Raw genomic sequence first — 16,891 nt, 5'->3', positions numbered from 1 at the left:
CCTCCAGTGCGAAGTCAGCCTCTCAGGCTGTCGAGCAGATGTTGCTTGAGCTTGCCGAGGTCCTGATGCGTCTTCATCTTTTCGTCGAGGCTCAGGCCGCCGAACAGTTCGACGACCCATTGCTCGTGCGCGACGGCCATTTTGTCGAACGCCTTGCGGCCAGCGGGCGTCAGGCACACGCTGATCGAGCGGCGGTCGTTTGGATCGGTGTCGCGCGTGACGAGCCCTTCTTTTTCGAGCTGATCGGTGATGCCAGTGACGTTGCCGCCCGTCACCATCAAACGGCGCGATAGCTCGGTCATCTTCAGGCCATCGGGATGTCGTTCGAGCTGCGCCATCAGATCGAATCGCGGCAGCGTGGTGTCGAATTCGGTGCGCAGACGTTTGCGCAATTCGGCCTGGACGAGGTTGGTGGTGGTCAGCATGCGCAGCCACAAACGCAGGCCCATGTGGCTGTCCGCTCCGGTGCTCATTTCGAGGTCCACGACGTTCTCCGCGGGTTGAGCCACGCCTTTGCGCGACAGCTTCGCATCCGATGCCGCCGCCGACTTTTTTGCTTGGGTTGATTTGCTCACATCACTTCTCCACCCGAAATGGAAATGGATTGCCCCGTGATCGCATCCGAGCCGGGGCGGCACAGCCACAACACCGCGTTCGCGACCTGCTCCGGATTCACGAAGCGGCGCTGCGGATTCGAGCGCAGCAGCGTTTCGCGCGCCTGTGCTTCGGTGCGCGAGGTCTTGCTCGTGATCTGTTCGAGCGAGGCATGCAGCAGCTCGGTTTCGGTGTAGCCGGGGCACACTGCATTGACCGTGATGCCGCGCGTCGCGGTTTCGAGCGCGAGCGAGCGCGTGAGACCGATCACGCCGTGCTTCGCGGCGCAATACGCGGCGACGTACGCATAGCCGATCTGCCCCGCGGTGCTCGCGACGTTGACGATGCGGCCATAGCCACGCTCGAGCATGCCGGGCAGGACGGCGCGCGTGCCGAGAAACACGCCAGTCAGATTCACGTCGAGCATGCGTTGCCACAGCGCGATATCGGTGAGCGTGAACGGCGCGGCCTGCGCCTGGCCCGCGTTGTTCACGAGGATATCGACGGCGCCCGCCTGCTCGAATGCGCGCGCCACCGAATCTTCTTGCGTGACGTCCACGCTGATACACGCGACGTCGCCGAGCGCCGCGCATTGCTCTCGCTGCGTGTCGAGGCGTTGCGCGTTGCGGCCCATCAGCGTGACGCGCGCGCCGGCGCGCAGCAGCGCCTGCGCGATGGCCGCGCCGATGCCGCTGCCGCCGCCGGTGACGACCGCGTGTTGTCCGGCGAGAGGAGTGTCTGAGGTGTTCACACGATTCCTTCGGCGCGTTGCGCGCGTTGTTGCGCCGTGAGCCCGGCGTTGGCGATGGCCTGCGCACGCTCGCGTTCGAGGTTGCGTTCGAGCTGCATTTTCGCGGCGGTATAGGGTTTCGGCCACGCGACGTCGAGATAGCCGATCTTTGCCGCTTCGTTCAACGTCCACGACGGATTCGCGAGATGCGGACGCGCGATCGCGCACAGATCGGCGCGACCCGCCGCGATGATGCTGTTCACGTGGTCGGCTTCCGAAATCGCGCCGACCGCGATCGTCGCGATGCCGGCTTCGTTGCGCACGCGATCGGCGAACGGCGTCTGGAACATGCGGCCAAACACGGGCTTTTCTTCCTTGCTGACCTGGCCCGACGACACGTCGATCATATCCGCGCCGGCCGCCTTGAACGCTTGCGCGATCTTCACGGCGTCGTCGGGCGTGTTGCCGCCATCGACCCAGTCGTGCGCCGAAATCCGCACCGAGATCGGCTTGTCTTGCGGCCACACCGCGCGGATCGCGCTGAATACCTGCAGCGGATAACGCAGACGGTTTTCGAGCGGACCGCCATATGTGTCGGTACGGTGATTCGTGAGCGGCGACAGGAAGCTCGACAGGAAATAGCCATGCGCGCAGTGCAGTTCGAGCCAGTCGAAACCCGCTTCGATCGACATGCGCGTCGCCTCGACGAACTGCTGTTCGATGGCGCGCAGCTCGTCATGCGTGGCTTGGCGCGAATGCTGGCTGATGCCGCGCAGATACTGCTGCGGCGACGCCCGAAACGAGTGGCCAGTTGCCATCGTCGAGCGGCTGATCGATGCCTTCCCACGCGACGCGCGTCGAACCTTTCGCGCCCGAGTGGCCGAGCTGGATGCCGATCTTCGCATCCGATTGCAGATGGACCAGATCGACGATGCGTTTCCACGCGACCAGATGCTCGGGCGCGTACATGCCCGGGCATCCGGGCGTGATACGCGCTTCGGGCGACACGCAGGTCATCTCGGTCATCACGAGCGCGGCGCCGCCCATCGCGCGCGCGCCGAGATGCATCAGGTGATAGTCGCCGGCCACGCCGTTTACCGCCGAGTACTGCGCCATCGGCGACACCATCACGCGATTTTTCAGCTTGACGCCGCGCACCTTCAAGGGGGTGAACATCGGCGGAATCGAATGCCTGTCAGCGGCGCGCTCGACACCCGCGCGCTTCGCGAGCCAGTCCTCGAAATCGGACAGATACTGCGCATCGCGCTCGCGCAGGTTCTCGTGCGAGATGCGCTGCGAGCGCGTGAGCAACGAATACGCGAACTGTTCTGGCTCGAACGACGTATAACGATCGACGTGCTCGAACCATTCGGTCGAATTGCGCGCGGCGTTCTGGATGCGCAGCACGTCGACGCTGCGTACTTCGGTGTAGTGCCTTAATGCGGCGGCCAGATCGTCCAGGTGCGAACCCGGGTGCGCGCTGATGCTGTTCGCGAGTTCGATCGCGTCTTCGAGCGCGAGCTTGGTGCCCGAGCCGATCGAGAAGTGCGCGGTGTGCGCGGCGTCGCCCATCAGCACGATCGGCGTTCGTGTGCCGTTTGCGTTACTGCGCCAATGCACCCATTCCTTGTTGACGACGCGCGGAAAACGGATCCATTGCGACGAGCCGCGCAGATGCGCCGCGTTCGACATCAGCGCGTTGCCGTCGAGGTACTTCGCGAACAGCTTCTCGCAGAACGCGATGCTGTCTTCCTTGCTCATTTCGTCGAGACCGGCGGCGCGCCACACGCGTTCCGGTGTTTCGACGATGAACGTCGAGGTTTGATCGTCGAAGCGGTAGGCGTGTGCCTGGAACCAGCCGAATTCGGTTTGCTCGAACGCGAACGTGAACGCGTCGAACAGCTTCTTCGTACCGAGCCACACGAAGCGGCAGTCGCGCACGTCGATGTCCGGCTGGTAGGTGTCCGCGTATTTCTGGCGCACGAGGCTGTTCAGGCCGTCGCTCGCGATGATGAGGTCCGCGTCGTACGCGCTGTCGTCCACGACCTGGGTTTCGAACACGAGCTTCACGCCGAGTTCTTCGCAGCGCGCTTGCAGGATATTCAGCAGACGTTTGCGACCGATGCCGCAAAAACCGTGGCCCGATGAGCGCACGCTGCGGCCGCGAAAGTGAATCTCGATGTCGTCCCAGTGATTGAACGCGTCGAGAATCGCCTCGGCGCTCGGGGCGTCGGCGGCGCGCAGATTGCCGAGCGTCTGGTCGGAGAACACGACGCCCCAGCCGAAGGTGTCGTAGGGGCGGTTGCGCTCGATTACCATGACTTCATGGCCGGGATTGCGTTGTTTCATCAACAGACCGAAGTACAAACCGGCCGGACCGCCGCCGATACAGACTATGCGCATGCTGGTTCCCCAAAATGAACTCTGCGGTGAGATTAATTTAGGTTTTGATAGTTTAGATGTCAAGTAAATTTCGGGGGCGGGTATCGAGTCGTGTTCTGTTGAATGTACAGTTGCATCACGTCGTTGAGGACATCACAGGCGTCACCGGCATGAAGATCATCCGGGCAATCGTCGCTGGTGAGCGCGATACCGATGTCCTCGCACGGCATCGCGACATGCGCTGCAAGGCCTCCATCGAGACAATCCGGGAAGCACTGGACGGTCATTACCAGCCTGAACACGTGTTCGAGCTCACCCAGGCCGTGGCGCTGTACGACTTCTACCAGACCCAGGTGACGCAATGCGATCAGCGGATAGAAGTCGCGCTCAAGCAGTTGCAGGCTGGCATCGAACCCGTCGCCGCGCCAGTGCCGGCAGCGCGACATCGAGGCAAGCAGTCAAACGACTTCTCATTTGACGTGCGTGCTGCACTGTACGGGATGCTCGGTGTCGACCTGACGCAGATTCACGGCCTGGGACCCTACGTGGCACTCAAGCTCATTGCCGAATGCGGCAACGACATGTCCCGCTGGTCGAGCGTGAAGCACTTCACGTCATGGCTGTGCCTCGCACCTGGCAACAAGATCTCGGGCGGCAAGATCCTGTCTTCGAAAACGCGCCGCTCCTCCAGCAAGGCCGCTGCCGCGCTGAGACTCGCCGCCGTCACGGTCGGCAAGACCGACACAGCTCTGGGCGGATTCTATCGACGCCTGTCAGCCCGTATCGGCAACGCGAAGGCCGTCACCGCCACCGCACGCAAGATCGCGGCGCTGTTCTACAACACGCTGCGCTACGGCATGGAATATGTCGGTCCAGGCGCAGCCTACTATGAGGAACGTTACCGGCAGCGGGTCCTGAACAACCTGACGCGACGGGCCGAGTCCCTGGGCTATGTCCTTCAGGCCAAAGCGACCTGACTCAGAGGAGTTTCTCAGGAAAGCAACGGCCGTCTTTGCCCGGGAACTGAAGTGATTTACCGCGTGGTAACTCACTTGCAACAGGAGGCCGTTTCGGTCAGTCACGCCTGCCGGCTTTTGCAGGTGAGCCGCTCTGGCTACTATGCGCATCGGAGCACCGCGCCGAGCACAAAGAGGTTGCAGGAACAGACGCATGTCAAGGTAGCATTCGCCGCGAGCGGCGCGAGCTATGGTAGCCGCCGCGTGATGCATGCACTGCGGGAGCAAGGGCTACGAATCGGTCGTTACCGGGTGCGTACGCTGATGCGCGAAGCGGGCCTGCGCACGAGCTGGAAGCGCAAGTTCATCTCGACGACCGACAGCAGACATACGCTACCTTTGCCAGAGAACATGCTCGACAGACAGTTTGACGTGGTCGAGCCCAATCGTGCATGGGTTTCGGACATCACATATACCCGCACGGCGCAGGGCTGGCTCTATCTGGCAGTCGTGCTGGACTTGCGCTCGCGCAAGGTGGTGGGCTAATCAATGGCACCCACCATGCCGGCTGGACTGGTCATGTCGGCATTGACGATGGCGCTGCAGCAGCGTCGGCCAGCGACGGGACTGGTTCTGCATTCGGACAGGGGCAGCCAGGGCGCAAGCGATTGAAGCAGCATCACGTGATTTGCAGCATGAGTCGCAAGGGAAATTGTCGGGACGATTCGGTGCTGGAAAGATTCTTCCTGAGCCTCAAAATGGAGCGTGTTTGGCAGCGTCAGTACGCCAACCTTGATGAGGCTCGGCGCGATATCAACGAGTACATCGTCGCTTTCTACAATCCGGTGCGCTTGCACTCCACGCTGGGCTATCTGTCGCCCGCCGCCTACGAGGCGAGACCGACAGCGAAAGAAACTATCTGCCTGTCCGAAATTAGTTGACCACTACGCAGGACTTATTGCGCCCACTCAACAGCGATGAATATGCAAAATTTTAGGCGACACAGTTAACTGCAAGTTCCCAGTACTCTCGGCGTGCCTATTGGGGGAAACAAGAGTACGTTCGGTTCGATCACGCGATCTCGTGCACCTCCAACGCGCTCGGCGCTAAATGATGGGCCGGATGGCGCATTCTGCCGTGTCAGCGGCGGTTGAAGCGTCTTACGACGCAATAAAAGATCCACGGATGGATCTTGAGCATGGTCATGACGATGGAAAGCTTCAGATGCCGATCTGCAAACATACCGAGCAGGTGCTTCACGCGCAGCTTCTCCGATACACTTTGCAGAATGGGGCTCGCGAGGTGGTAGGTCGGCGCGGTGATCGCGGTCTGAAACGCGATCGCGCGGAATGCCCAGCTGTATTTGAGCCGGAAGAAGAGCCGCTTGTAGTCGGTAATCGGGAGGGATGCGGTACTTTTTTCCACGCGGTCTATGATGGCAAAAAGGTCGACGACCTGCGGGTTGAAGCGTCTCGAAATTCCTGATTCACGGACCATGTATGAATAGAGCTTGTCCGGAATGAGGCGCACCACTTTCGAGTTGGCGAGGGTTTGCACCGACACGCAAACGTCTTCGAAGATGAGACCGCACGGATGCTCGGCTGCGACGAAGATGGAGCGGCGCACAAGCTTGTTCCAGCAAAAGGCTGGCAGCTTGAGTTCGAGAATTTTCTGGACGGCTTCCACGCCAGTGATGATGCCGTCGCCGGAATCGATTGGAGCGAATGCGGTGCCATCGGGACTGATGCGCTCGGCGGCGAAAATGACGACATCGGCGTCGTGCTGGTCGGCTTCGCGCAGCACGGTGCGAACGAGATCGCGATGGACATGGTCGTCACTGTCAACGCAGAGCACGTAGTCGCCGCGCGCTTCCGATGCGGCAATTTTTCGCGTTTCAGCGAGCCCTTTGTTGTCGATGTTTCTGACGAGCTTCCAGGGAATGCGATCCTGTTGCGCGAGAACCCGGGCGGCGATTTCGCCGGAGCGATCGGGGCTGCTGTCGTCGACGGCGATGATTTCGAAATCGGTGCAGGATTGTGACAGCAGCGAGTCGAGACAGTCCTCGATATAGTCCTCTACCTTGTAGACAGGCAGCAGAACGCTGATTCTCGGTGCGGACATAGACAATGCTCCTAGAGGCAAACGAGGCTGAACTAACGTTCTATATTGCAAAACCCTTGTTTCGCGAAGAAATTAACTAATCACGAATGATGTTGTGGGAGCAAACCGGGCCGACCTGAAGTGCCGGCCGTCTGGGTCTACCAGGATCGCCAGGAACTGAAATAAGCAGACAATTGTAAAACGGGCCTATGCCGTCGCGGGGCAATCACAGGACAAAGTCCACCCGCATGCGGCCAGGAAACGAGGTAGCCTAAAAAGATTTGTATATGCTTCGCTGTATCAATATTATAGGAGCCGGCACAAATTGGTGAGGCATTGGCGCATTCCACCACTTTGGTAGTGGATCAGGCACGTATGTCAAATAGGAATCTTTTTTAGTGAAAACCGTTTTGCCATGATTAGACGAATATGCCAACAGATATCTATTCAAACCGGTGTGAGAGCGACGTGTCGTCAATTTAGCCGGATAACCTGCGCCCCGCTTTTCCCGGCCGATCAAGTCGCCCGCAATGTTCAAGTCAAATCGTCTTAGGAGAAAAAATATCTGTGTCCGCCCAGATTTCATCCGTTTTGGTAAACATTATGAACCGGAAATAATCTGTGAAATGCGCCATTGAAGGAACGCCATTAACGGGAAAAGCGCTCAGCGAGTCGGCATGACAATAATAGGAAAGCTCGTATCCCTGGTAAGCCGTCGGACCTTGCGGGCTGAAGGTCATGTCTTCGCCATAACGCCCGAGCGCATCGGGATTGCGGAAGGGATACACGCTGCGCTTGCGATGGCGCCGATGCTCTGTGCCGCGGCGATTTTCGGTCGTTCGGATATCGCTTTCGGAGCCGTCGCGGCGTTCTGGAACTGTCTCTGCGATCCGCAAGGGTCCAGGTCACAGCGCCTGAAGGCGATGGCCATCTTCACGGCCATGGGCGTTGTCGTCATGCCGTTGGCGTCCTATGCCGCGCATTGGGGCTATGCCGTCAGCATTGTCACCCTGTTTGTCCTGGTCTTCCTTTGTGGACTGACACGGTCCTACAAGCCCTCGCTCGGGCCTATGCCGGCGCAGGCGGGGTTGATTGCCTCGCTCGCGGTCGTGATCGGAATTGCGTCGCCCGAGCCGCTTGCCGCTGCACTCGCTCACGGTGGCTATTTTCTGCTCGGGTCAGCCTGGACCATGCTGTTTTGCATCTTCCTCTGGCCCGTCCCGTTCCCACAGTCCGCGGGCTTCACGCTCGCGACGATCTTCGGCAGGCTCGAGGACATGGCTGGTTTTTTGGAGTCGCTGGATTCGCGGCCTGGAATGGATGTGCAGGGCTGGACCGAGTTCGATACCGTTTATCGCCGCGGGGTGCGCATGTCGATCGAGCGCGGCAGGGCATTGGCGGCGCATGATGTTCGCAACGGCCCTGATCTCGGGCCGGGTGTCGATGCCGCGGGCAGGGTGTTTTCCACGCTGATCGCAATCGGTCATGCCCGGCGCAACGCAGCGATTGGCGACGACGATGGATCGCGGCAGTTGCTCCAGGGCCTGCGACAGTTGCTGCAAAGCGTGGCCGCGCAGGCACAGCAAGAACTGCACATTCCCGATACGCTGATAGCGCAAGCACACGCATTGTTGCGGCAGACGGCTGAACGGACGAACCAAACGGCAAGCGCCGTTGCCTTTGCGGCAAGGGCCATCGCTCGGCTCGCGGACGGGCGACACGCGCTCGCAATGGACCCCGAGACGCCCGCGCCTGCCGCCGCTCGCGCGGTCAAGGTTGAAAGGCTGGTCTGGGACCATGCGCTGAGGGTGGCTGTCGCATCGGTGCTCGCTTTCATGATCGGCACATCGCTGAGTGTCACGTTTGCATACTGGGGCGTGATCGCTGCAATCGTCGTGACCCAACCGGTTTCTGCCAATACATGGTTGCGCGTGCTGGAGCGTGCATGCGGCAGCTTCATCGGCGGAACGATCGCCGCTGTTCTTCTGACGAGTCTGTCCGGTCCGGTTGCGGTGACATTGGCAATCTTGCCGCTTGCCGCGGTGACCGTCGCATTGAGGTTGGTGAACTACGGTCTGTTCGTTGTCTTCCTGACGCCGATGTTCATGCTGATGTCGGATTTCATCCATCCGGCGGAGGGACTGATTGTCGCTCGTCTTACCAATGAATTCGTCGGTGCCTGCGTAGGCGTGGCTGCGAGCTTTCTTCTCTGGCCGCAGAAGGAGAGTAACGCGCTGAATGCCGTGATCTCAGCCGCGATTTCGGCCAACATGGCATTCGCGTCCGCCGCGCTTCGGATGGCTGGAGGATCGACCGCCACCCTCGATCGCCTCCAACGCGAAGCCGGTCTGGCCAGCTCACGGCTTGAAGTTGCGAGAGAACGTATGCTCCTGGAGGGCCAGCGGCGATCTGCGCGGCTCGAACAACTGCGGAACCTGACCGTCGCGGTGCGGGTGGTTTGCGGCGCCGCCGCAGTGATCGAAGTCCTTCGGAGCGGGGAACCGGACGCACATGACCGGGAAAGGGCCAATCGCTACGATGAGATGACCGCCACACTGCTGGAAGCCCTGACGTCGAGGGAAGCGATGCAACTGAATCAGTCTTTTGAAACGCCGGCAGATGACCTCGAACAGGCGATCCAGCATCTCGTGACCGCATTTGATAGTTACGTGGGAACCGTATAAGAACGCCAGCGAGCCCCTGTTTGACCGCGGCCTTGCGTCGGGGAATTTCTGCGTTTTCGTGACCGTATTCTTTCAAGCGAAATGACGGCAAGTCCGCGCTCGTTAGCATAGTCGCAAGAGCAGATGCTCACAGTTCCACGTGACAATTGACGACCGTGCACTGCAATTGAAAACGATCTATACACCAGCGTCGACCGGCCGGTATTGGCCGGAGCCCCTTACCGCGCGAGCGGTTTCGTTCGTCGACCCGTTTCTGTCGCTCGGTGACGATCGCCATGAAGGGGAACGACGCTAACACTCCGTTCGTTTTGGCCCCGACATAAGCCGCAAAAAGCGTCACACCGACCACGAGCCCTGCGACGAGCAACAAAGAAACAGGCCGGTATGCGGCAGCGCACTCCATTGCAGAACGGCCGCTACGACAGAAAATATCGCGAGGCCCCCGCGAGAGCCGTCGGCCATCCCAAGATCGCCAGCCTGCAATAGGCAATGCAAAAGGCCGCCTGCGCAGCCGTGGCGACAAGCGAGCCGCCCGTAGCCTGCGCGGCAAAGGCGGGTCCATGCTCCAGTGCGGGAAACACTGAGATCGGCCCCGACGTGAGCGGCATTCCCACCAGCAAACCGCCGATCGCATCACCCCAGCGACGACCGGCAAGGCTTGCAGTCAATAGCAACAGCGGCGTAACGAGGAGCTTGAAAACAAGAACGATGACCACAGACTGGACTCCAGCAATGTCGGCTTTGAAGGACGTGCGAAGCGCCTCTGTTTTGCGTCAGATGAATGGCGCGATGTTCGCCATCGCCCGCGTCACGTAGATCTCCCTCTCGCCTACTGGGGCGACATGCTGCATCGCGGCGCGCGCAGCCTCGACGCCCTCCAGACGCGCGATCACCCACACGGCCAGATACTGCGACGCCAGGCACCCGCCTGCCGTCGCGACATTCCCCTTCGCCACGAACGGCTGATTGAGCACCGGCACGCCCGCCTCTTCGACCCACGGTTTGGTAGTCAGATCCGTGCAGGCCGGAACGCCATCCAGCAGGCCCAGTTTCGCGAGTATCAGCGTGCCCGAGCATTGCGCGCCCAGCAGTTGGCGCGTCAGATCGAGCCGCAACTGCGACATCAGCGCGGCATCGGCGGCCACTCCACGTGTCTGTATTCCACTGCCGACCAGCACCGCGTCGGCCTCGCAAGCGTCCTTCAGCGACGCTTGCGCCTCCAGGACCACTCCGTTCATCGAACGGATCTTCGCCGCTGGGCTGGCAATTGATACCTGCCAGCCCGGCTTTCTGACCCGGTTAAGGATATTCAGCGCGATTAGCGAGTCGAGTTCGTTGAAGCCTTCAAAGGTCAGAATGGTGATGTGCATGACGTCCTCGGGCAGATGGAGAGGTTGTGCAAGATCATGGTAGGGCCGATAATCAATACAATCAAATCATTGTCATGGATACATTGAGCCATGCTTGGGGCGCGTTACAAGCAATTGGTTGACCGCTTTGCGGCTGACATCCGCGACGGCCGCCTTTCCCCCGGGGCGCGTCTGCCCACGCACCGCGAACTGGCTGCTCGCGAGGGCCTGGCGCTGGTCACCGCGACGCGTGTCTATGCCGAGCTTCATACGATGGGTCTGGTGAGCGGCGAAGCTGGCCGTGGCACATTCGTCAAGGAACCACTCCCTCGCGGCCAAGGCGTTGACTTGCACGCCTGGAGCGCCATCACGATCGACCTGAGCTTCAACTATCCCTCTGCACCGGGTCAGACAGACCTTCTTCGGGCAGCGCTGCGCCAGCTCGCGGCGGCCGGCGACCTCGAGTCGCTGCTTCGATACCAGCCGCACGGTGGCCGCGAGCACGAGCGCGCTACTGCGGCACGCCACCTGGCGAACCGAGGTCTGGCAGCAACAGCCGGAACGACGTTGCTCGTGAGCGGCGCGCAACACGGACTGACGACGGCCGCTATGGCGCTGCTCGAACCCGGCGACGTAGTTGCCGTGGACGCGCTGACTTACCCGGGATTCAAGCTGGCCGCCGAGGCCGTTCGACTGGAACTCGTGCCGATCCCAGCCGCGGGGCGCGGCCCCGATCTGGACGCGTTGACGGCCCTATGCAAGCGACGACGCGTACGCGCCGTCTATGCAATGCCGACGCTGCACAACCCTCTTGGCTGGGTAATGAGCGTGCGGCGGCGCCGCGAGCTTGTCAGTATCGCTCGACAGCATGGACTGATCCTCATCGAGGACGGGGCCTACGCATACCTCGCAGAAGATGCTCCGCCGCCGTTGGCATCGATTGCTCCGGAGACGACGATCTATGTCTCGAGCTTGTCGAAGAGTGTCGCGACAGGTCTGCGCGTCGGTTTCGTCTGCGCACCACGCGAATGGATTCCCAGGCTTGAACGGGTAATCCGGGCCACGACGTGGAACACTCCCGCAACCATGACGGCAATCGCCTGCAACTGGATAAACGACGGCACGGTGGCCCGGCTCGAAGACGAGAAGCGGCGGGATGCGAAGACGCGCCAAATCCTTGCCGCCGAAGCGCTCGGCAAGCTTAAGACGATGAGCCATCCAGCGTCGTACTTCATCTGGATGCCCCTGACGCAGGAAGTCCGCGCCGACGCGATTGCGATGGCGCTGATGCGTGAGCGCATTTCAGTGTCGACGGCCCTGCCGTTCGCGACATCGACGCATGTACCTCACGCCATCCGCCTCGCGATTGGGTCCGTCGATCTGGCCACGCTGCGCCGGTCGCTGGAAACAGTGGCCCGGGTTATTACCGAACAGAGCTACTGACCGGCAAGCGCGAGGGCGCGGTCTGTCCACCAGGATTGTCCGGCCAGGACCTGTCGTCTCACTACGACGTACTTTCTGTTGCGATGCAATCGTAGAACACGCCGCGACATACCCTTTCCCGACGACATCGCACGAAACGACCCTGGACACGGAATGCGTCGCTTTCGAGTTGCCAGCACAAGCATAAGACCGCTTCGTTCCTGCACAAACCGGTGCAAAACGGAAGGGGGAAATGTGCTGACTGGTGCGCAGCGCCCGCGCACGTCCGCAGCCACCCTGGATGGATAGCATCGCGTTGTAAAGCGTCGAGGTCCCATCCCCGGACTGCGACGTGTGTGGTAGTGCCCGCACCTTCGTGTGCGGGTTTTTTTCTGCCTTTTGGAGGTAGGGAAATGAGGCTGGGTGCAAATGTCTCCAGTGTGTCTGAGTACCTCGGATGGACGCGAACCGAGTTCACGTATCGTTTCGCGCCCGCCACGTTCGACCATAACAACAGGAAGCGCTGCTACGACAATCTTCGTTCGCTCGAAGTGCGAAAGCAGCATTCGTCAGAATTGCTTGCGTGGATGGAACCCGTGCTGAGAATCAGCGCCGCCGTGTTGCAGACCGACGATCTGACCCAACTCACGCATGATGCGATGTCATCGTTGCGTGCCCGGTATGTCGGCCCGCCGATGGATGCGCTTACGGTGCTGGTGAACCGGTGCTGTGATGGTGTCGAGCCGACGCCTGATGAATACCGGGCCGCTATGGAACAGGCGGATAAAGCCGGCAACCGCGAAGAGGTGTTGCAGTTGCTGGAGAAAATCGCAACAGAACGGCGCAAGTGGCATCGTGGTGGATCGCCCCTGAGGCTCAATCGCTGGAATCAGGCGTAACGGCAAAAGGCCCGCGCAGTAGCGGGCCTCTTCGCAGGAAAAGGCCCCGCCGAAGCGGGGATAGCGAGCCGAACTCAGAGATCAACGAAACGCGGCAACAGGTCCTGATCGGCGAGGCGGATTTCGATATCGTTAGCCGCCTTGACGTGCTCCCGGTTGTTCACATCAAAGACTTCATCCGTCACGCTGACGATGATCGTGCCTTGCTGCCTGCCATCGCGCATGACAGGGATTAAGTCGCGCGCTTCCGGCACCTGGGCCGGCGCGAGAGCGTGCGGTAGGTAGAGCATCCAGCTTACGCCTAAGCGGTCATCAAAGACCTGTTGATCCTGATAAGCGCGCGGCCCGAACGTCACATACAGCGAGCGATAAAGCTCAGCCACTTTGGCTACAACTTCGGCCACGGATTTGTAATTGCCTAGCCGCGAAAGACCATTCGCTTTCTCATCCAGAGACAATTCGATGTTATTGGAAATAACTCCCGTGTCGATCATTAAGGACATGATGGCGGTCGCGCCGTCAGTTTGTCTTCCGTTCCATATGCCTATGACTTTCGGTCGATCAATTTTTTTCCCATGTCCATACTCTGCCTTCAAAACATCTATAGCAGCCTTCGACGCTGCTCCATTGGCGAAGACCTCATATTGAAGTGCATCTTGTTGCGTGTCTCCTGCGAGATACCAGTTCCCACCCAAGGTTTCGTCCTTGGTTGCAATAAAGTCGACAATGGCTTTAATGCGTTGAAGATGAAATTCGAATGCGCCTTTTGGTGCGGCAGCTTGATCCCGATGTTGTTCAAGTAAATTCACGATAATCACTCACGGTTGATGGACCGAAGGCACGCCAAACTGGCGAAGTGTGTTCATCATGTAAGCTCGCGTTTGCGGTGTCTCAAAGTACCACATTAATCTGCTCGGCGGATTGCGCGAACAGCTTCTCCTTGAATTGCTATTTGCTCCTGCATTTTTGTGAATCCTTTAAACGGAAATTTCAATTCCATATTTTCTTTGAAAAATTGATCGTAATTTCCCTTGGCTTCCTGCAAGAGACATTGGGAATGCTGAAACCCATCAAAGTCTATGTCAAGCCAGTCCCATTCCATATTCCAGCCTTCGGCGGTCTCACGGCCTTTTCCGTCCGTTGCTATCGCATACTCGAAGCCGGTAATGCGCGCCTGGTATCGTCGCGGCTCAGGGTTCATGCTGTGGTTCTTTCGCACCAGTGCGCCTTTCTCCGGGGGGCACTTGCACGGTCTTTCGCGTTCGCGGCTCCGGTCACGCGGCAGTTCGTCCCATCCGCCGTCTGCACCCGCACCAGTGCCGCTGCTGCCTGCGGGACCAGCAGACGGTGCGGCGGTGGGGACCGGAACAGGCATAGGCATTGCATGCGCCATTGCGTTTGCTGCGCGTGCGAGCGTCGCCGGGAATGGAATACCCATCACCGTTTCTCCTTCATTTCCTGTTGCCTTTTACCCGTTGCCTGCATCAACATTTCGAATCGCTGTTCAGCCGGAACGCCTGATTTGTACAGCCATGCTATGACCGCCGGAATGCTGTAAAACTCCGGCGTCGTTGCTTCCACATACAGGAAATCGACTATCGGCACGTCATGCGTGAAGCGGAGCAACTTTGTTCGCGCGAAGGCCGCATTAAGCCGGTCGCGCAAAGTCGGATCATTGGCCAGCGCGGGATAATCGCGCACGATATGACCACGGATAAAGTCCACATAGTTACGGTCTTCATAGGCTTTCAGAAGCGCCCATTGCCCTTCAGTAAATTCCGTTGTCGTTGATGGTGAGCCGTTGTCGTTCGTTGAGGTAGTGCCACGCGTCGGCAGCCCTGAAAAGCTCGCGCTCGCTCTTGCCGTGGCATACCGCAGTGAGCGCATGCAACACCCTGGGGTCCCAGAAGCGCAGCAGGGCGGCTCGTCCTTTCGGTATGCCGGTATTCAGGTACGGGCGCAGCTTTGCGGCCTGCCTCTCCAGGCTTTCCGAGGTAATCAGCCAGATCACGCCAGGGCGGGCCTGTTCGAGTTCGCCCAGGTCCGCAAGATGGTCGCGCGCCGTCTTCGGATCAACCAGCCACGGCCCCGCGTGTGCGAGTGCCATGTCGTTCGTGCCCGCGAACAGCGAAACCGTCATGTGGTCTTCGGGCGTGAGTTGCTGGCCGGTATGCTGCTCGTACTGGATTCCGTCCACTAGCGCCAGCACGCGGCCGCTGTAGTGCCGTTCCCCAACTACTGTCGAAGCTGTTCATTGACAGAGGCGGGAATCATCAGCGCTCCAGGGTCATCGCGCCTTGCCCGGCAGCATGAATCATGCATTCGAGACAGATGGACGACTGCGGAAGCACCGGCCAGGGCGTTGCGCCGTAGCGCGATAACGGGCCTTTTTTCTGCACGGTATTAGGGGAGCGTCCGCGACAATCGCACGCCCACGCGTAACCCAGGGCTTCGGCCATCTCGTAACCGGTTGCATACGACTTCAGCGTGTCGAACGGAAACCATTCGCCGGTTTCGGCATTCAGCGCCATTGCCGACGGCATTGGCGGGAAGTTCGAGTAGACTGAATAAGTGATACGGCAAAGCCCGCACTCTTCCTTGTCCCCGGTTTCATCCAGTTTCTGTTGTTCCATCTGACCTCCGCTGTTTTCCAGACACATCCGACGAATTAACCATGGCGGTTTCAAGGGTGAAGCGCAACGGGGTTAATGAAACGCAGGCGGAGGCAGTGAAGCGGCTTCGAGCATGCGTGCGAAGACCTCCAGAGGCGAGTGAAATGCGTGCGTAGCACGTGGCCTGCTATTCATGCTGTCAGCGATGGCGTCAAGTTCATCCTGGCTGCACACGGACAGATCCGTACCTTTGGGCAGGTACTGACGCAGCAACCCGTTGGTGTTCTCGCAGGTGCCGCGTTGCCACGGACTGTGCGGGTCGCAGAAGTACACGCGCACGCCGGTGGCGGCAGTGAGTTCGGTATGTCGCGCCATTTCCTTGCCCTGATCGTAGGTCAGGCTCTGGCGCATCGGAGCGGCGATGGAGTTCAGTTTGGCGCTGAAGCCAGCCAGCGCGGAGGCGGCAGTGGCGTCGTTCATCTTCGCCAGCAGCACAAGCCGGCTGGAACGCTCGACCAGCACGCCCACGGCGGAGCGGTTGCCCGCGCCCTTGATGAAGTCGCCCTCCCAATGTCCGGGCATGACGCGATCGTCGACTTCAGGAGGACGCACATGGATGCTCAGCATGCCGGCCAGCTGGCCGCGCCTGTCGTTGCCGCGACTGCGCGGCATACGCGTATTGTGGGTCTGGCGCAGACACGCGATGAGCTGGCGACGCAGCTCGCCGCGCGGCCGCGCGTAGATCGCGTTGTAGATCGTCTCGTGCGAGACATGCATGCTCGGGTCATCAGGCCACATGCGTTTCAGGGTACCGGAGATCTGCTGTGGCGACCACTTCCAATCCAGCAGGCTGAGCACAATGCGCCACAGCGCGCCTTGCGGGTCCAGTTTGTGCGACGGGCGAGCCGCCGCCCGACGGCTCGAACTGATGGCCTGCGCGTGAACCGAAGCGTAGCCACGCACAGCACAGGTATTGCGTGCCAGCTCGCGGCTTACACTCGACGCCGAGCGGCGGAGCGTTCGGGCCATGGCCCGAACGCTCAACCCCTGCTGTTTCATGCTGGCAATAGTGAGACGTTCTTCAGGCTGCAACTGCTGATATGTTCGCGAATTCATGTGCGCACCTTAGCAGGTCCAAGGTGTTGCACTTCACAATTGAGGCC

The 16,891-nt window shown here is 60.2% G+C and carries 18 protein-coding genes and 1 pseudogene; 6 read left to right on the top strand and 13 right to left on the bottom strand.

What is annotated here, in order from left to right:
- Positions 1 to 14: 14 nt before the first annotated feature.
- From OKW29_RS16920 to OKW29_RS16910, 3 genes and pseudogenes are all read right to left on the bottom strand, one after another.
- A complete protein-coding gene (locus OKW29_RS16920) occupies positions 15 to 575 on the bottom strand; it encodes a MarR family winged helix-turn-helix transcriptional regulator (RefSeq protein WP_184030378.1) in 561 nt (186 codons plus the stop codon).
- The gene (locus OKW29_RS16915; protein WP_429291844.1) at positions 572 to 1,345 is read right to left on the bottom strand and encodes an SDR family NAD(P)-dependent oxidoreductase; all 774 of its coding nucleotides are present in this window, start codon (positions 1,343 to 1,345) and stop codon (positions 572 to 574) included. The genes OKW29_RS16920 and OKW29_RS16915 overlap by 4 nt, the downstream gene beginning before the upstream one ends.
- Positions 1,342 to 3,727: pseudogene (locus OKW29_RS16910) on the bottom strand (bifunctional salicylyl-CoA 5-hydroxylase/oxidoreductase). The gene OKW29_RS16915 and the pseudogene OKW29_RS16910 overlap by 4 nt, the downstream one beginning before the upstream one ends.
- A gap of 149 nt (positions 3,728 to 3,876) precedes the next feature.
- On the opposite strand from OKW29_RS16910, the gene OKW29_RS16905 reads away from it, so the two are divergent.
- From OKW29_RS16905 to OKW29_RS16895, 3 genes are all read left to right on the top strand, one after another.
- Positions 3,877 to 4,683 (top strand): transposase, encoded by an 807-nt coding sequence (locus OKW29_RS16905; protein WP_429291843.1) that lies wholly within the window; start codon positions 3,877 to 3,879, stop codon positions 4,681 to 4,683.
- A 123-nt stretch (positions 4,684 to 4,806) separates the two neighbouring features.
- The gene (locus OKW29_RS16900; protein ID WP_429291842.1) at positions 4,807 to 5,208 is read left to right on the top strand and encodes an IS3 family transposase; all 402 of its coding nucleotides are present in this window, start codon (positions 4,807 to 4,809) and stop codon (positions 5,206 to 5,208) included.
- Positions 5,209 to 5,330: 122 nt separating this feature from the next.
- Positions 5,331 to 5,603 (top strand): IS3 family transposase, encoded by a 273-nt coding sequence (locus OKW29_RS16895; RefSeq protein WP_429291841.1) that lies wholly within the window; start codon positions 5,331 to 5,333, stop codon positions 5,601 to 5,603.
- Positions 5,604 to 5,802: 199 nt separating this feature from the next.
- Here OKW29_RS16895 and OKW29_RS16890 read toward each other — a convergent pair whose 3' ends face one another.
- Both OKW29_RS16890 and OKW29_RS16885 read right to left on the bottom strand, forming a co-directional pair.
- Positions 5,803 to 6,783: a glycosyltransferase family 2 protein gene (locus OKW29_RS16890; RefSeq protein WP_429292520.1), complete on the bottom strand. Its 981-nt coding sequence runs from the start codon at positions 6,781 to 6,783 to the stop codon at positions 5,803 to 5,805.
- A gap of 518 nt (positions 6,784 to 7,301) precedes the next feature.
- Positions 7,302 to 7,550 (bottom strand): hypothetical protein, encoded by a 249-nt coding sequence (locus OKW29_RS16885; RefSeq protein WP_429291840.1) that lies wholly within the window; start codon positions 7,548 to 7,550, stop codon positions 7,302 to 7,304.
- A gap of 12 nt (positions 7,551 to 7,562) precedes the next feature.
- On the opposite strand from OKW29_RS16885, the gene OKW29_RS16880 reads away from it, so the two are divergent.
- Positions 7,563 to 9,446 (top strand): FUSC family protein, encoded by a 1,884-nt coding sequence (locus OKW29_RS16880; protein ID WP_429291839.1) that lies wholly within the window; start codon positions 7,563 to 7,565, stop codon positions 9,444 to 9,446.
- Positions 9,447 to 9,862: 416 nt separating this feature from the next.
- Here the strand turns inward: OKW29_RS16880 and OKW29_RS16875 are convergent, their stop codons facing one another.
- On the bottom strand, positions 9,863 to 10,162 hold the full coding sequence (locus OKW29_RS16875) for a hypothetical protein (RefSeq protein WP_429291838.1): 300 nt from the start codon (positions 10,160 to 10,162) through the stop codon (positions 9,863 to 9,865).
- A gap of 57 nt (positions 10,163 to 10,219) precedes the next feature.
- Entirely contained in the window at positions 10,220 to 10,816 is a 597-nt protein-coding gene (locus OKW29_RS16870; RefSeq protein WP_429291837.1) for a DJ-1/PfpI family protein, read from the bottom strand.
- Between the two features lie 90 nt (positions 10,817 to 10,906).
- On the opposite strand from OKW29_RS16870, the gene OKW29_RS16865 reads away from it, so the two are divergent.
- Both OKW29_RS16865 and OKW29_RS16860 read left to right on the top strand, forming a co-directional pair.
- Positions 10,907 to 12,238 carry a PLP-dependent aminotransferase family protein gene (locus OKW29_RS16865; protein WP_429291836.1) on the top strand — a complete coding sequence of 444 codons (1,332 nt, stop codon included), beginning with the start codon at positions 10,907 to 10,909 and terminating at the stop codon, positions 12,236 to 12,238.
- A 392-nt stretch (positions 12,239 to 12,630) separates the two neighbouring features.
- Positions 12,631 to 13,116, top strand: coding sequence for a hypothetical protein (locus OKW29_RS16860; protein ID WP_429291835.1), 486 nt, complete (start codon positions 12,631 to 12,633; stop codon positions 13,114 to 13,116).
- A gap of 74 nt (positions 13,117 to 13,190) precedes the next feature.
- Here OKW29_RS16860 and OKW29_RS16855 read toward each other — a convergent pair whose 3' ends face one another.
- The 6 genes from OKW29_RS16855 to OKW29_RS16830 all read right to left on the bottom strand — a co-directional run bounded on the left by OKW29_RS16855 (position 13,191) and on the right by OKW29_RS16830 (position 16,844).
- On the bottom strand, positions 13,191 to 13,925 hold the full coding sequence (locus OKW29_RS16855) for an immunity 52 family protein (RefSeq protein ID WP_187627237.1): 735 nt from the start codon (positions 13,923 to 13,925) through the stop codon (positions 13,191 to 13,193).
- 95 nt (positions 13,926 to 14,020) lie between these two features.
- The gene (locus tag OKW29_RS16850; RefSeq protein WP_429291834.1) at positions 14,021 to 14,554 is read right to left on the bottom strand and encodes a Tox-REase-5 domain-containing protein; all 534 of its coding nucleotides are present in this window, start codon (positions 14,552 to 14,554) and stop codon (positions 14,021 to 14,023) included.
- Entirely contained in the window at positions 14,554 to 14,841 is a 288-nt protein-coding gene (locus OKW29_RS16845; RefSeq protein WP_429291833.1) for a hypothetical protein, read from the bottom strand. Before OKW29_RS16845 ends, OKW29_RS16850 begins: the two co-directional genes overlap by 1 nt.
- Before the next feature lie 43 nt (positions 14,842 to 14,884).
- On the bottom strand, positions 14,885 to 15,313 hold the full coding sequence (locus tag OKW29_RS16840) for a DUF4123 domain-containing protein (protein WP_429292519.1): 429 nt from the start codon (positions 15,311 to 15,313) through the stop codon (positions 14,885 to 14,887).
- Between the two features lie 76 nt (positions 15,314 to 15,389).
- A complete protein-coding gene (locus OKW29_RS16835; protein ID WP_429291832.1) occupies positions 15,390 to 15,749 on the bottom strand; it encodes a hypothetical protein in 360 nt (119 codons plus the stop codon).
- Positions 15,750 to 15,821: 72 nt separating this feature from the next.
- The gene (locus OKW29_RS16830) at positions 15,822 to 16,844 is read right to left on the bottom strand and encodes an IS30 family transposase (RefSeq protein WP_429291831.1); all 1,023 of its coding nucleotides are present in this window, start codon (positions 16,842 to 16,844) and stop codon (positions 15,822 to 15,824) included.
- Between the last annotated feature and the right edge of the window lie 47 nt (positions 16,845 to 16,891).

This window comes from Paraburkholderia sp. CI3, assembly GCF_050436505.1.
Lineage (GTDB): Bacteria > Pseudomonadota > Gammaproteobacteria > Burkholderiales > Burkholderiaceae > Paraburkholderia > Paraburkholderia tuberum.
This window is presented reverse-complemented; position numbering and strand designations above follow the sequence as displayed.

Bases quoted from the DNA above. Each gene is read 5' to 3' on its own strand.
- OKW29_RS16880 (WP_429291839.1), top strand. From the start codon at position 7,563: ATGGCGCCGATGCTCTGTGCCGCGGCGATTTTCGGTCGTTCGGATATC.
- OKW29_RS16865 (WP_429291836.1), top strand. From the start codon at position 10,907: ATGCTTGGGGCGCGTTACAAGCAATTGGTTGACCGCTTTGCGGCTGAC.
- OKW29_RS16850 (WP_429291834.1), bottom strand. From the start codon at position 14,554: ATGGGTATTCCATTCCCGGCGACGCTCGCACGCGCAGCAAACGCAATG.
- OKW29_RS16860 (WP_429291835.1), top strand. From the start codon at position 12,631: ATGAGGCTGGGTGCAAATGTCTCCAGTGTGTCTGAGTACCTCGGATGG.
- OKW29_RS16835 (WP_429291832.1), bottom strand. From the start codon at position 15,749: ATGGAACAACAGAAACTGGATGAAACCGGGGACAAGGAAGAGTGCGGG.
- OKW29_RS16830 (WP_429291831.1), bottom strand. From the start codon at position 16,844: ATGAATTCGCGAACATATCAGCAGTTGCAGCCTGAAGAACGTCTCACT.
- OKW29_RS16870 (WP_429291837.1), bottom strand. From the start codon at position 10,816: ATGCACATCACCATTCTGACCTTTGAAGGCTTCAACGAACTCGACTCG.
- OKW29_RS16905 (WP_429291843.1), top strand. From the start codon at position 3,877: ATGAAGATCATCCGGGCAATCGTCGCTGGTGAGCGCGATACCGATGTC.
- OKW29_RS16890 (WP_429292520.1), bottom strand. From the start codon at position 6,783: ATGTCCGCACCGAGAATCAGCGTTCTGCTGCCTGTCTACAAGGTAGAG.